The following is a 14077-nucleotide window of genomic DNA, read 5'->3' as shown; positions in this document are numbered from 1 at the left end:
TATTATAAAGAAATAAAGGACAGTAGATGATTAAAACTGAAGATATATTGAAAATATCCTCATATTTTTCTAAAATCCATCATACGCCTGGTAGATTAAGAGTTAAAATCGATAAGGCAATTTTAGATGAAGTTAAAAATATATCACTTGATGATATTCACTCTTTACCTAAATATATTGATGGACTAAAAGATGTGAAAGTTAATAAAATAATGGCAACAGCTACTATACTTTATGATGCTTCAATTTTTGCACCAACTATTTGGAATGATATTATAGATGGTGTAAACATAGATGAGAACATTGAGTTAATCAATAAACTACAATCTCAAATTAAGGAGGATTAATGAATCCAGATGAAGAACAACTACTATCTCAACAAGTAGATGTGAATGCTAATGTTGTAGAACAGTTATTACGCATCGCTTGTTATGATGAGTATAAAGCAAATGCTTATTACCAAAAAGTCATAGATACTTATGGCTCAGTTATACCTTTTTCAAACATTGTTCAAGCAGAGGTAAGACACTACACTGCATTAGAGCAACTATGTAAAAACTATGATGTTACGCCACCAATAAATGATTGGTATGACAAAATTCAAATAGGCTCTAGCCTAGCTGAATGTTGTCAAGATGGAGCAGATGCTGAAATGGCAAACATAGAGATGTATGACAATCTTTTACCTTTTGTTACACAAGATGATATAAGAGATGTCTTTTATAGAGAACAAGCAGCTTCTTATAATAATCATCTACCTGCTTTTCAAGCATGCTCTCAAAGTAATCAAGAGAACAATCCTCAACACCATGATATATATAATATGGTTCAAGGTTTAATGAAGGGTGAAATAGACAGTACTAAAATCACACAAACACTTGCTTCTTTGGGAAGCAGAGATATGATGTTAGGCATGGCAGCAGGTGCTGCAATAGCGATGGCACTAAGTTCAGATGCATCAAAAGATGTATTTGATAAAATTTTTAATGATAAGGATAAATCATGATACCATATTTAATAGGCGCAGCAATAGGCGCAGGCGTAACACTTTATATAAAAAGAAAAAATAAAGAAAAAACTTTCGTTAGTGTTGTAACAGATAGCGTAAAGAGTGGTGCAGAAGCTGTTAATGAAGTAGCAATAACAACTGTTGATACTGTAAAATCTACAGTAGAAACTATAAAAGAAAAAAATCAAGAAAAAAAAGATGCACGAAAAACAGCTACTGCTAAAGTAAGTAAGACTACCACCAAAAAAGCAACAACTAAAAAAGAAGTTGCTAATGATAAGTAACTTTACTGTACAAACAGGTACTCCAAGACATGTAGTTGGTCATGGAGTAAGTGGTGCTGTTGCTGTTGGAGTTATCTCTGCAATAGGTAATGCAAAAAAAGTTAAAGAGAATGAAAAAGATAAAACCGAGGCCATAAGAGATACACTAAAAGACTCTCTTATTGGTGGAATTGCAACTGCAACTGCTATATCAGTTGCAAATAATCTAGGTGATCCTAGAAAATCATTTTTTCAGACTATTGGTTCTTTAGTTTTAGGTGCAGGAGCTATATATACGATAGAAAAAAGCGCAATATATCAAAAAAATAAACTTATTACTGATGGAGAGAAATAATGAAAAAATACCAAACAAACGATAGTAATCCATATATGAATAATAGCAATATTCAAGGTAATATGAGTAACAGAGGTAATAGAGCAAACAAGCAGATGCAAAACTCAAATAATATGAATAATCAAAACCCATATTTAAATAAAAACAGCATGGGATTTAGCACTTCAGAAGTATTAGCAGGTCTTTTAATTGGTGCAGCAGCTACCTATATACTAACAAATGAGAATGTTCAAAAAACTATCTTTAAAGGTATGGTGTCTATGGGTGATGTTATCACTGGTGGAATGGATGAAATGAAAGAGCGTTTCGAAGATGCCAAAGCAGAACATGAAGCAGCAAAAGAAGCTTAATGAATAAATTTAATTTAGTTCATAAACTCCCAAACCGATTAAGATACAAGATATTTGATATATCATCTAAAAATGATGCAAGACCATTAATAGAAAGTATTCAAAAGTGTGAAGGTGTTAAAAATGCTAGAGTAAATATTAGAGCAAAAAGTTTAATAATAGAAATAACCAACTCTCAAATTCAAAAAGAAATTGAAAAAATTATAACTGATTTCAAAACAACTAAGTGTGATTCAAGTTGTAGAGTTGAGAGAGGTGAAGTTCATATTTCCAAACAAGGGCTTATAACTATAGCTAGTGTTACTGGTGCTGGTTTTATTCTACCAAATATTGTTAATGCACCGCTAAGCATAGCGACTAACACACCAATGATGATATCAGGATTAAAAGATTTATACAAAAATGGAATTACTTCTCATGTTTTAGAATCCTTAGCTGTCGGAGTATCTCTTTTAAGAAAAGATTACACTGCAGCTAATTTTACAAGTCTTTTACTTGAAGCTGGTGAATATATAGAAGAAAGTACATCCGATCGCTCTGATAACTTACTTCGTGAACTAATTCGTCCTAATGTAGAAGAGGTCTGGATTGAAAAAAATGGAATTGAAGAAAAAATTAGTTATAAGCTTGTGAAAATAGGTGATATTGTTATTGTCGCTGTTGGAGATATGATAAGTGTTGATGGGCATATCATACAAGGCGAAGCATTGATAAATCAATCTAGTATGACAGGAGAAAGCGTATCTGTCACTAAAGCCTATGGCGATAGAGTAATGGCTGGAACGATAGTGGAAGAGGGACGAATAAAAATTTGGGCTGAACATGTCGGAGATGATACCTCGGCTGCTCAAGTTACTAAATATATAGAAGAGTCACTCTCATCTAAATCTTCTTCTGCACTTAAGGCTCTAAAACTAGCAGATAAGCTAGTTCCTTTAACACTAGGATTGAGTGCTTTTGCATATATTACTACTAAAGACTGGGAGAGAGTTGCTGCTGTATTACAAGCTGATTATTCTTGTGCTTTAAAACTTGCTACCCCTGTTGCATTTAAAAGTTCTCTTCATAAAGCTGGAAAAAATGGCATTATGATTAAAAATGCTCAAGCATTAGAAAATTTAAGTGAAGCAGATACGGTTATATTTGACAAAACAGGCACACTTACTAAAGGGGAGTTATATGTTTCAGATGTAATATCCTTTAATGATGAATGGGATGAAAATAAAATTTTATCACTTGCAGCTTCAACAGAGGAGCATTACTTTCATCCTGTTGCAGAAGCCGTAGTAAGAGCCGCAAATGAGCAATCATTTGAACATATTCATCATGAAGAAGTAGAATTTATTGTTGCACATGGAGTAATCACTGAAGTGGCTGGTAAGAAAGTCCATATAGGCTCTCAACACTTCTTAGAAGATGATGAAGGTATAGACTTCAATGGTCATATTCCTACTATACAAAAACATGAAGATGAAGGTAAAACTATCCTTTGTATCGGATATGATTATAAACTTCTCGGTATGATAACAATGATAGATACAGTTCGGCATAATACTAAAACAACTATTGATAAACTTCACAAGTTAGGAATTAAAGAAATTATTATGCTAACTGGAGATAAGCAACAAAAAGCAGATGAAGTAGCTAAAGAAATCGGAATTGATACAGTTTTTGCCCAACTTCTTCCTACTCAAAAAGCAGACATTGTAAAAGAACTGGTCGCTAATGGCAAGAAAGTTGTTTTTGTTGGAGATGGAATAAATGATGCACCTGCTTTAGTTGAAGCAAATGTTGGCATAAGTATGAGTAAAGGTGCTCAGATTGCAAAAGCATCTGCTGATATTTCTTTACTTAAAGATGATATTGCTTGTATTAGTAATGCTTTAGAATTAGCACAAGATACTATGAAACTTATAAAATCAAATTTCAATATTACAGTAGCTGCAAACAGTGCTATTTTAGCCTCAGCTACCATGGGGTATATTAATCCTATTACAACAGCTGTTTTGCATAATGGTACAACAGTCGGTATACTTCTTAATGCTATAAAAGGAATTAAAGTTAAAAAGTGAAAGAAATAAAACTTAAGTAAAATTCACTAAAATTTTGATAAAATAATAAATATTTACAAAATATATAGGAAAAACTTAAATGTATATATACGATTCAGTACAAAAAATAAAACGAAAGTTTACTCCAATGCAAGAGGGAAAAATTTCTCTTTATGTTTGTGGACCAACTGTTTATGATGATGCACATCTAGGTCATGCAAAAAGTGCTTTAGTTTTTGACCTTTTAACTCGCATTTTTAAAGCAAATGGTTTCGATGTCACTTATGCTAGAAATATTACAGATATAGATGATAAAATCATCAAAAAGGCCATAGAACAAAAGAAAGATATAAAAGAGATAACTGATTTTTATACAAATGCATTTCACAAAGAGATGCAAGCCATAGGAGTTGCTCGACCAGATATAGAACCTAAGGCTACACAAAGTCTAGATGCTATGTATAAACTTATACAAAAACTCATAGATACAAATCATGCTTATACCACTCCAGAAGGTGATGTATACTTCGATACTTCAAGCGATAACCAATACCTAAAGCTTTCTGCTAGAGTTCAAGATGAAGAGGACAAACAACAAAGAATTCAAAGTTCAACAAGTAAAAAAAATAGTGCTGATTTTGCTCTTTGGAAGAGTGTAAAAGATGGAAGTATAACTTTTAACTCTCCCTTTGGAAAAGGTCGTCCTGGTTGGCATCTAGAGTGTTCAGCAATGATAGAGAAACATCTAGCATCTACAGATGCTCCTTTTGCAGTTGATATTCATGGCGGTGGGGCTGACTTACTTTTCCCTCACCATGAAAACGAAGCTGCACAGACTAGATGCGGAACTAATCACGCACTTGCAAACTACTGGATGCATAATGGTTTTGTAAACATTAATGGCGAAAAAATGTCTAAAAGTTTAGGAAACAGCTTCTTCTTAAAAGATGCACTAAAAGAGTATGATGGGGAAGTTTTACGCTTTTATCTTTTAAGCACTCACTACAGAAGTAATTTCAACTTCAATACTGAAGACTTAGCTAGTGCTAAAAAGAGACTTGACAAAATATACAGACTTAAAAAGAGACTTTTTGGACTCTCTTACAACACAGATGCTACTCCATTTAAAGAAGCTTTACTAAAAGCTCTAAGCGATGACATGAATGTGTCTTCTGCTCTTGCTCTTATAGAAGCGTTTGTTTCAAGCACGAACGAAGCTTTAGACACTGTTGGAAAGCATAAACTTCTAAAAAAAGAAACTATTTCAAATCTCTTTTTTATTGAAGAAATTTTAGGTTTTGGAGTTAAAAATCCATTTGAATATTTTCAATTTGGTATAGATGAAAAAACTAAACAAAAAATAGATGAACTCATAACTTTAAGAAATGAAGCCAAAAAAGAGAAAAACTTTGAAGCCTCTGACAAACTTCGTGACGAGATTTTAGCTTTTGGAATTAGTATTATGGATACAGCTCAAGGTACTTTTTGGGAAAAGCTATAACTAAGTAAGAGAGTATAAATAAAATTCTCTGACATACAAAACAACTTAGAAGAAAACTCAAAAGATTTATTTGTTTTAAATAATGTATTTCAGAGATAAATCATTAAATAAATGATATAATAATTTATAATGAAAAAAATTATTTTTATTGTTTTATTATTAATTATTTCTATCCATGCACATACAGTATCTCTCACACAAAAAGAAAAAACTTTTTTAAAAAAACATCCTACAATAGTTTTAGGGACTGGAGATAATTGGGATCCTTATATCATGAAAGATGTAAATGGTAAAATGGTTGGCTACGATAATGATATTTTAAACCGCGTAAATAAAGCTACTGGAGCAAACTTTATTCAAGTTACAGGAAACTGGGCAGAGATGCAGACAAAAGCAAAAAACAAAGAAATTGATGGTCTTAGTACTATAGCCGTATCTCAAGAGAGAAAAAAATGGTTTAATTTTTCAAATATTTATATTTCTTTAGAGAAAATGGTACTAGTAAAACATAGGAATCCTAAAAATATAAAATCTAACAAAGATTTAGATGGCAAAACTATTGTTATAAACAAAGGAAATCTTGTTGATGCAAGAATCGCAAAAAAGTTTAAAAATTCAAAAATTATATTTAAAAATAGTATAAAACAAATGCTAAATGAAGTTATATATGGAGAAGCAGATGCTACCTTTGGAAATGGCTCAACAAGTTATATGCTCAGTAAAATGGGACTTCCTTACCTAGACTTTGCTTATCCACTTAAACATAAATTAGACTTGGTTTTTAGCATAAGAAAAGATTGGCCAAAAGCCATAAGTATTTTAAACAAAGGATTATCAACTATCTCTCATCATGAAAGAATAAGACTAAAGCAAAAATGGTTTTTTATAACTCCAGATGTAAAAGTAAAAGAACTAACTCTAAAAGAAAAAAAATATCTAAAAAATAAAAAACAAATTACTATGTGCATAGATCCTGCGTGGATGCCATTTGAAAGTGTAAATAATGGAAAATATATTGGGATATCTGCTTCTTACTTTAAAATATTTAAAAAAGAAATAGGCATACCCATAAAATTGATTGATACACATAACTGGACACAGTCACTAGAATTTGCAAAAGAAAGAAAGTGCGACATCTTATCTTTAACAATGCAAACAAAAGAAAATAGTAAATATTTGAATTTTTCTAAAAAATATTTAGAAGCACCAATAGGACTTGCAACAAATAAAAACATATCATTTATAGATAATTTCAATGGCTTAAAGGATGTAAAAATCGGTATTGTGAAAGATTACGGCATTGCCGAAATAATAAAAGTAAAATATCCAGATATAACTATAATAGAAGTACAAAACATTACAGATGGTTTTCAGCAAGTACAAAGCGGAGAAATATTTGGATTTATAGACACTATACCTGTTATTTCAAATGAACTTCAAGCGAACTATTCAAACAACCTAAAAATTACTGGTAAATTTAATATTACTCTAAAATTAGGAGTTGGTGTAAGAAATGATGACTTGATTCTTTTAAATATTTTTAACAAAATCATAGAAAACTTAACACCTAAAATAAAGCAAAATATTTTAAATAAACATATCCCAATAAAATATGAACAAGAATTTGACTACTCTTTTTTTATTAAAATTTTTGCTATTTTTACACTTGTATCTATATTTTCATTGTACAGATATATAATATTACAAACTTATAACAAAAAACTAGCGATACAATTAAAAATTATAAATAAAAATGTTCTAATTTCATCAAGTGATAAAAAAGGTATAATTACTGATATTAGTGAAGCGCTATCGAAACTATCTGGCTACAAAAAAGAAGAGTTAATAGGAAAACACACCAGTACCTTAAGACATCCAGACACACCTACCACTACATTTATTAACTTACACAAAAGTATCATTAAAGGAAAAAAATGGGAAGGAGAAATTAAAAACTTAAAAAAAGATGGAAGTCATTACTGGGTATATGTGACAATTACTCCTATCCTTGATGCAAATAATCAACTTAATGGAAATCATGCGATAAGCCAAGATATTACAACTAAAAAACAATTAGAAAAACTTTCAATAACTGATACATTAACGCAAATACCAAATAGGCTATATCTTGATAACAACTATGAATGCGAACAAAAACGCTCTATTAGATATAATAATAATCTATCTATTATGCTTATAGATATAGATTTTTTTAAGAAAATCAATGATACTTATGGACATAAAATTGGAGATAATATCTTAATTGAATTTGCAAATATTTTGAATAATAGTAAAAGAAATGTCGATATTTTAGGACGCTGGGGAGGAGAAGAGTTTTTAATTATCTGCCCTGAAACAAATCTAAAAGAAACTGAAATCTTTGCTCAAAAGATACGAAAAAATATTGAAAACTTTAGTTTTAGAGAGATAGGCTATTTAACTTGTAGTATTGGAGTAGCCCAATACGATAAAAATGATAAGAAAGAAGACACCTTCATGAGAGCGGATAAAGCACTCTATGAAGCTAAAAATAATGGAAGAAACAAAGTTATTGCTTTATAGGAAAAATTTTCATTAAATTAGTTTCCAAATACTTTTTTCAAAAGTGATGTTGTTTGAGCAAGAGGGTCTTTTCTTATCTCTGTCTCTTTTTGAGCTATTATTTTGAACAACCCCTCTATCGCTTTTGAAGTTACATATTCATCTAAATTTTCATCATTCTCTTTTGGTAAGAATGAACCTATACCGTATTCTACTGCTCTACTCTTTATATCTGACTTATAAAAACTATTTGCTTTTTTATAATAAGCCGTTACATTATTTGTTTCCATAGTTTTTTTAATAATAGGCAGTATTAACTTAGTTAAAGAGTTAGTTGTGTGTGTTTTAAAATACTCAGTTGCTCCATCTTCATTGCCAGATAAGATTGTTCTTGCATCATCGATTGTCATTTTTTGTATAGCATGTAAAAATATACCTATTGTTTTAGGTGCAGCATCTGTTGCCGCAGAATTCATTGACTTTATAAAATCATCTACATACTTATCTCCACCAAAACCGCGTATGATATCTTTTGCTTTTTTTATACTTTTTGGAAGTGGAATTTTCACAGATGCATTACTAAGATAACCATCTTTTTTACCAAGTTCTTTTACTGCATACTTTGCTCCTACATTAAGGGCTTCTTTAAGTCCATTAGAGATAGTATCACTACTTAGTGTGCTTTTTGAAGAAAAAGATGTAGTTGGTTCTGAAACACTCTTAACGACATCACTCATAAAACTTCCAAAATCAAAACTAAAAAGTACACTTGAGCAAAAAAATAAAACTAATATAAATTTATTTAACATGTTGAATTCCTCTTATCAAATCATTTGTTTAATTCTAGTATAATCTCATAAAAAATAAAAGGCAACTTTAATATTATGATAAATTATGAAGCAATAAAACCTTGGCTTTTTAAACTAGAACCCGAAGATGCACATCATTTAGCAGAGTGTGTACTTAGACTTACAAACCTTTGTGAAATCCCATTTAAACCATTTTTAAAATCTCATTTTGTGGATAACAGTGTCTTAACTCAAGAACTTTTTGGTCGTACATTTTCTAACCCTGTTGGACTTGGAGCTGGGTTTGATAAAAATGCAACTATGATAAAAGGTATCAGAACATTAGGTTTTGGTTTTACAGAAATTGGAACGGTAACACCAAAACCACAAGAGGGAAATCCAAAACCAAGAATGTTCCGTCATATTGAAGAAAAATCTATTCAAAATGCTATGGGTTTTAACAATCATGGTGCTCCAAAAATTGTTAATATGTTAAAGCAAAGGTTTCCTTACGAGACTCCGATTGGTATAAATATCGGGAAGAACAAAACAACTCCTGATGATCAAGCTATAAATGATTACATCTCACTTATCGATACTTTTAACGGCTGGGGAGATTACTTTGTTATAAATATCTCATCTCCAAATACCCCTGGTTTAAGAGATTTACAAAATGAAGAGTTTATATCAGAACTATTCACACAAGCTAAAAAACTAACCAAAATGCCAATCCTTTTAAAAATTGCCCCCGATATGGAAATAAAAGATGCTGTAGCACTTACTAAAATGGCAGTTGAAAAAGGTGCAGATGGAATCATTGCGACAAATACAACCGTAGATTATTCACTAGTAAAAGAGCCTAAAAAAATTGGCGGTATAAGTGGAGCAGTTTTAAAAGAGAAAAGTTTTAAAATATTTGAAGCAATCGCAAAAGAACTTTATGGAAAAACTGTGCTTATTTCAGTTGGTGGAATTGACTCAGCAGAAGAAGCATACAAACGCATAAAAGCAGGTGCATCTCTTGTTCAAATCCTTAGCGGACTTGTATTTCATGGTCCAGATATGATTATGAATATAAATAATGAGTTAACAAAACTTATAAAAGCAGATGGCTATAAAAACATAACTGAAGCCATCGGGGCAGATAGAAAAGCATGAAATACTTACTAATACTTACACTAATTATAGGAACACTAATGGCATCTTCATTACCAACATACGAAACAAAAACTTTAAAAAATGGTTTACAAATAGTTGTAATTCCTTTAAAAAACTCTACGAATGTTATATCTACTGACATCTTTTACAAGGTTGGAAGTAGAAACGAGATTATGGGTAAAACAGGGATTGCTCATATGTTAGAGCATATGAACTTTAAATCTACAAAAAACTTACCAGCTGGAGAGTTTGACAAAGAAGTTAAAAGCATAGGTGGCGTAAACAATGCATCTACAAGTTTTGACTATACTCACTACTACATAAAATCAAGTACAGATAATCTTAATAAGTCTCTAACTCTATATGCTGAACTTATGCAAAATCTAAATCTTAAAGATGAAGAGTTTCAACCAGAACGCGATGTGGTTGCAGAAGAGCGACGCTGGAGAACAGAAAACTCTCCACTAGGTTATCTTTACTTTGCACTTTTTAATAACGCTTATGTTTATCATCCTTACCATTGGACGCCTATTGGTTTTATGAATGATATACAAACTTGGACTATTGATGATATAAAAGATTTTCATAAAATTTACTACCAACCAAGCAATGCAATTTTAATGGTTACAGGAGATGTTGAGGCAAAAGAAGTTTTCAAGAAGGCGAAAAAAGCTTTTGGAGGCATCAAAAACAAAGCTAAAATACCAAAATTTAAATTTGTAGAGCCTGAGCAAGATGGACCCAAAAGAGTAACTATTTACAGAGATAGTGAAGTAGAAATGCTAGCTATTACTTTTCATATTCCTGATTTTAAAGACAAAGACCAAGTAACTCTAAATGTAATCTCTGAAATTCTTTTTTCTGGAAAAAGTTCAAGACTTTACAAAGAGTTAGTTGATAAAAAACGCCTTGTAAACTCTATATATGCTTATAATATGGAAAATATTGACCCAGGTCTTTTTATATTTTTAGCAACTTGTAACCCTGATGTAAAAGCTGAAGATGTTGAAAAAGAGCTAATATCGCAAATAGAACTGATGAAAAGTACAAAAGTAACAAAAGCTGAAATTGACAAAGTAAAAATCAACACAAAAGCAGATTTCGTCTACTCTCTTGAAAGTTCAACTTCTGTTGCAAATCTATTTGGAAGTTATTTAGTTCGTGGAGATTTAACACCTCTTTTAGAGTATGAAGAAGATATTAAAAAAGTAACAGCTAAGAAAGTTCAAGATGCAGCTAAAAAATATTTTAACTTTAACAAATCTACAACCCTTATTTTAAAAAAAGGTGAGTAACTTACTTAGAGCATCTATGCACTAAGTAAAGTATAGAATTATAGTCTATCTCACTATGCTCACTAAGCCCAATTTCACAAGTTTTACTTGTTGAGTAGGCAAGTTTAGTAGCTTGTGAGATTTGCTCTTTTAAAGTTCTAAGTGCAGACTTATTTAACTCAGGAAAATTAAATCCTCTATCTCCTGCAAAACCACAACATTTTATATCTTTTGGAATTATTACCTCATTTGAGCATAATTTTGCAAGTTCTATAAACTTAGAGTGAAGTCCCATCTTTCGAGTACTACAAGTTGAGTGAATTACAATAGGCTCATCAACTTTAGTTATTTTTAGCTTTGGTACTAAAAATTCTAAACTAAACTCTATTGGTTCATATAGTTTTAAATTACCTTTAAAACTCTCTATCATTTTTTTCGTACAAGGACTTGTGTCACAAAGTAAAGGATATTCTCCATCTTTAGTAGCAATTTTCAAACTATTTTCTAACTCCCTAGCTTTCATCTTTGCTTGAGAACTAAAACCTTTACTAGAAAATGGCATACCACAGCAAAGATTTTCTAAATTTTTTGGCAATATTACTTCATAACCAGCTTTTTCTAGTAGAGAAAAAGTAACATCAAACAAAGTATCACCCATTGTTCTACTTACACAAGATGGAAAATAGACTACTTTGTTTTGACTTTTGATACTAGGCCTATTGGCATCTATACTTATTGGTTTTGAAAGAGTTGGCAACCATTTTGGGATTTTTCTCATAAGATTTGTACCGATTATAGAGTGAATGACATCTGCTGCCATTAGCCCTACTTTCATAAACTTTAAGGTAGTAGAAAAATTATTTGTTATTAGATTTGCCATTTTGTTATCAAAGCTAGTTATCTGTTTTTCTCTTAAATATTTTGTAAATGCACCCGTATCGATATCAACAGGACAAAGAGTCGAGCAAAGCGAACAGGTGGCACAAGTGTCTAAACCAGCATATTGGTACTCTTTTTCAAGTTCTAATGCTTCATCACGCTTATTTACACGCTTAAAAGCACTTATCTCTCTATTTGATACTATTCTTTGTCTTGGAGTAAAAGTGATTACATTAGATGGACAGACACTCTCACAAAAACCACACTCTATACATTTATCTACTAACTCATGAGTTTGGGGCATCGGTTTAAGATTTTTTATATGTGCTTCGGAGTCATCATTTATAATAACTCCCTTATTTAAAATATTTAAAGGATCAAAAAGTTTTTTTATTTTTTTCATCATTGCATAAGCTTCCACTCCCCACTCTAACTCAACAAATGGTGACATATTTCTACCTGTTCCATGTTCTGCTTTTAAACTTCCATCGTAACTAACTACAAGTTCTACCACTTCGTCCATGAATTTTTTATATCTATCTATCTCTTGTTTTTCTGAAAAATTTTGTGTAAAAACAAAGTGAAGGTTTCCATCTAGGGCATGACCAAATATCAAAGCTTCATCATAGTTGTATTTTAAAAAAAGATTTTGAAGCTTCAAAGTTGCCTCTGCTAGATGCTCAATATGAAAAGCAACATCTTCTATAATTACAGTAGTACCAATCTCTCTTGCCGCTCCTACAGCAGGAAACAGACCCTTTCTTATCTTCCAAAAAAGAGAGTATTCTTCTTCTTTATCTGTAAATTCTATATCTTGAATTGTTTTTGCAGTTTTTAGTAGCTCTTTTATAGATTCTATTTGAGCTGACAAATCTTCTTTGTTAGATGCTCTTGTTTCTATTAAAAGTGTCGCTACATCTTTATGAAGTGTTTTTAAATAAGAGGGCATTCCTTTTTTGTTCTCAACACTACTCAAAGCTTTTCTATCCATCAACTCAACAGCATCTACTCTTACCTTTGAAGAAAGTTTTAACAAAGCAACTGCTTTACAAGCTTCATTTATATCTTCAAAAAAGACTAAAGAACTAGCTTTGTGAGGATAATCTTGTACAGTTTTATAAGTTATTTCTTTTATAAAAGCTAAAGTTCCTTCACTTCCGATGATTAGATGCTCTAAGATTTCAAAAACATCATCAAAATCTACAAAAGAATTAAGAGAATATCCACAAGTATTTTTTATTTTAAACTTTTTGATGATTTTTGCTTTTAAAACTTCATCTGCTTTTATCTCTTTTGCGTAAGCATCTAGGCTTTGTAAAAAATATTTATGGGATAAAGAGAACTCTTGCTTACTCTTTTGAGATGAAGTATCTAAAAGAGTTCCATCATAAAAAAGAATCTTCATGCTACTAAGAGTATTGTATGAGTTATCAGCTACACCACAACACATTCCACTTGCATTATTTGCAGCTATTCCACCTATCATCGCTGTATTTATACTTGCTGGGTCTGGACCTATTTTTTTAAGATACGGCGCTAAGAAAAGATTTGCATCTGCACCTATGACTGAAGGTTCTAAACTCACTTCTGATTTGTCTTCGCTAATTCTAATATTATTAAAAGTTCGTGCAGTTACAACAAGTATAGAATCACTTATTGCCTGACCACTAAGAGATGTTCCAGCAGCTCTAAAGGTCACACTTAGTTTGTACTTTGTTGCTAATATTAAAATATTAGCAACATCTTCACTATTTTGAGCCTTGATAACTATCTTTGGTATAAGCCTATAAAAGGAAGCATCTGTGCCGAAGGCGAGTAGATGCAATTTCTGTGTAAAGACAAACTCATCAGAAATTATTTTTATAATATTGTCGTAAAAAAGTTGATAATTTTTTTCTAACATTTTTT

The 14077-nt window shown here is 31.2% G+C and carries 12 protein-coding genes; 10 read left to right on the top strand and 2 right to left on the bottom strand.

Annotated elements, in window-relative coordinates; translation table 11 throughout:
- Positions 1-26 precede the first annotated feature (26 nt).
- The 8 genes from MOV42_RS06260 to MOV42_RS06225 all read left to right on the top strand — a co-directional run bounded on the left by MOV42_RS06260 (position 27) and on the right by MOV42_RS06225 (position 8091).
- A complete protein-coding gene (locus tag MOV42_RS06260; RefSeq protein WP_324172920.1) occupies positions 27-347 on the top strand; it encodes a hypothetical protein in 321 nt (106 codons plus the stop codon).
- Positions 347-1006 (top strand): DUF2202 domain-containing protein, encoded by a 660-nt coding sequence (locus MOV42_RS06255; protein ID WP_324172919.1) that lies wholly within the window; start codon positions 347-349, stop codon positions 1004-1006. The genes MOV42_RS06260 and MOV42_RS06255 overlap by 1 nt, the downstream gene beginning before the upstream one ends.
- The gene (locus tag MOV42_RS06250) at positions 1003-1293 is read left to right on the top strand and encodes a hypothetical protein (RefSeq protein ID WP_324172918.1); all 291 of its coding nucleotides are present in this window, start codon (positions 1003-1005) and stop codon (positions 1291-1293) included. The genes MOV42_RS06255 and MOV42_RS06250 overlap by 4 nt, the downstream gene beginning before the upstream one ends.
- Positions 1283-1627 (top strand): hypothetical protein, encoded by a 345-nt coding sequence (locus tag MOV42_RS06245; RefSeq protein WP_324172917.1) that lies wholly within the window; start codon positions 1283-1285, stop codon positions 1625-1627. The genes MOV42_RS06250 and MOV42_RS06245 overlap by 11 nt, the downstream gene beginning before the upstream one ends.
- A complete protein-coding gene (locus MOV42_RS06240; protein ID WP_324172916.1) occupies positions 1627-1977 on the top strand; it encodes a YtxH domain-containing protein in 351 nt (116 codons plus the stop codon). The genes MOV42_RS06245 and MOV42_RS06240 overlap by 1 nt, the downstream gene beginning before the upstream one ends.
- Positions 1977-4049 (top strand): heavy metal translocating P-type ATPase, encoded by a 2073-nt coding sequence (locus MOV42_RS06235; protein ID WP_324172915.1) that lies wholly within the window; start codon positions 1977-1979, stop codon positions 4047-4049. Before MOV42_RS06240 ends, MOV42_RS06235 begins: the two co-directional genes overlap by 1 nt.
- Before the next feature lie 79 nt (positions 4050-4128).
- Positions 4129-5529 carry a cysteine--tRNA ligase gene (gene cysS, locus MOV42_RS06230; protein ID WP_324172914.1) on the top strand — a complete coding sequence of 467 codons (1401 nt, stop codon included), beginning with the start codon at positions 4129-4131 and terminating at the stop codon, positions 5527-5529.
- A 129-nt stretch (positions 5530-5658) separates the two neighbouring features.
- Positions 5659-8091, top strand: a complete 2433-nt coding sequence (locus MOV42_RS06225; RefSeq protein ID WP_324172913.1) for a diguanylate cyclase — start codon at positions 5659-5661, stop codon at positions 8089-8091.
- 17 nt (positions 8092-8108) lie between these two features.
- Here the strand turns inward: MOV42_RS06225 and MOV42_RS06220 are convergent, their stop codons facing one another.
- Entirely contained in the window at positions 8109-8879 is a 771-nt protein-coding gene (locus tag MOV42_RS06220) for a DUF4197 domain-containing protein (protein WP_324172912.1), read from the bottom strand.
- 75 nt (positions 8880-8954) lie between these two features.
- Between MOV42_RS06220 and MOV42_RS06215 the strand changes: the two genes are divergently transcribed.
- Together MOV42_RS06215 and MOV42_RS06210 are read left to right on the top strand one after the other, a co-directional pair.
- Entirely contained in the window at positions 8955-10016 is a 1062-nt protein-coding gene (locus MOV42_RS06215; RefSeq protein ID WP_324172911.1) for a quinone-dependent dihydroorotate dehydrogenase, read from the top strand.
- Positions 10013-11311 carry a pitrilysin family protein gene (locus tag MOV42_RS06210; protein ID WP_324172910.1) on the top strand — a complete coding sequence of 433 codons (1299 nt, stop codon included), beginning with the start codon at positions 10013-10015 and terminating at the stop codon, positions 11309-11311. The genes MOV42_RS06215 and MOV42_RS06210 overlap by 4 nt, the downstream gene beginning before the upstream one ends.
- Before the next feature lies 1 nt (position 11312).
- Here the strand turns inward: MOV42_RS06210 and MOV42_RS06205 are convergent, their stop codons facing one another.
- Positions 11313-14072 carry an FAD-binding and (Fe-S)-binding domain-containing protein gene (locus MOV42_RS06205; protein ID WP_324172909.1) on the bottom strand — a complete coding sequence of 920 codons (2760 nt, stop codon included), beginning with the start codon at positions 14070-14072 and terminating at the stop codon, positions 11313-11315.
- Between the last annotated feature and the right edge of the window lie 5 nt (positions 14073-14077).

The organism is Sulfurimonas sp. (genome assembly GCF_029027405.1).
Classification (GTDB): Bacteria; Campylobacterota; Campylobacteria; order Campylobacterales; family Sulfurimonadaceae; genus Sulfurimonas.
Note: the sequence above shows the minus strand (reverse complement) of the source record. Positions and strands in the feature narration are given on the sequence as shown.

Excerpts from the sequence above, each read along its gene's own strand:
- MOV42_RS06260 (WP_324172920.1), top strand. The coding sequence starts at position 27 with ATGATTAAAACTGAAGATATATTGAAAATATCCTCATATTTTTCTAAA.
- MOV42_RS06255 (WP_324172919.1), top strand. The coding sequence starts at position 347 with ATGAATCCAGATGAAGAACAACTACTATCTCAACAAGTAGATGTGAAT.
- MOV42_RS06250 (WP_324172918.1), top strand. The coding sequence starts at position 1,003 with ATGATACCATATTTAATAGGCGCAGCAATAGGCGCAGGCGTAACACTT.
- MOV42_RS06245 (WP_324172917.1), top strand. The coding sequence starts at position 1,283 with ATGATAAGTAACTTTACTGTACAAACAGGTACTCCAAGACATGTAGTT.
- MOV42_RS06240 (WP_324172916.1), top strand. The coding sequence starts at position 1,627 with ATGAAAAAATACCAAACAAACGATAGTAATCCATATATGAATAATAGC.
- MOV42_RS06235 (WP_324172915.1), top strand. The coding sequence starts at position 1,977 with ATGAATAAATTTAATTTAGTTCATAAACTCCCAAACCGATTAAGATAC.
- cysS (WP_324172914.1), top strand. The coding sequence starts at position 4,129 with ATGTATATATACGATTCAGTACAAAAAATAAAACGAAAGTTTACTCCA.
- MOV42_RS06225 (WP_324172913.1), top strand. The coding sequence starts at position 5,659 with ATGAAAAAAATTATTTTTATTGTTTTATTATTAATTATTTCTATCCAT.
- MOV42_RS06220 (WP_324172912.1), bottom strand. The coding sequence starts at position 8,879 with ATGTTAAATAAATTTATATTAGTTTTATTTTTTTGCTCAAGTGTACTT.
- MOV42_RS06215 (WP_324172911.1), top strand. The coding sequence starts at position 8,955 with ATGATAAATTATGAAGCAATAAAACCTTGGCTTTTTAAACTAGAACCC.
- MOV42_RS06210 (WP_324172910.1), top strand. The coding sequence starts at position 10,013 with ATGAAATACTTACTAATACTTACACTAATTATAGGAACACTAATGGCA.
- MOV42_RS06205 (WP_324172909.1), bottom strand. The coding sequence starts at position 14,072 with ATGTTAGAAAAAAATTATCAACTTTTTTACGACAATATTATAAAAATA.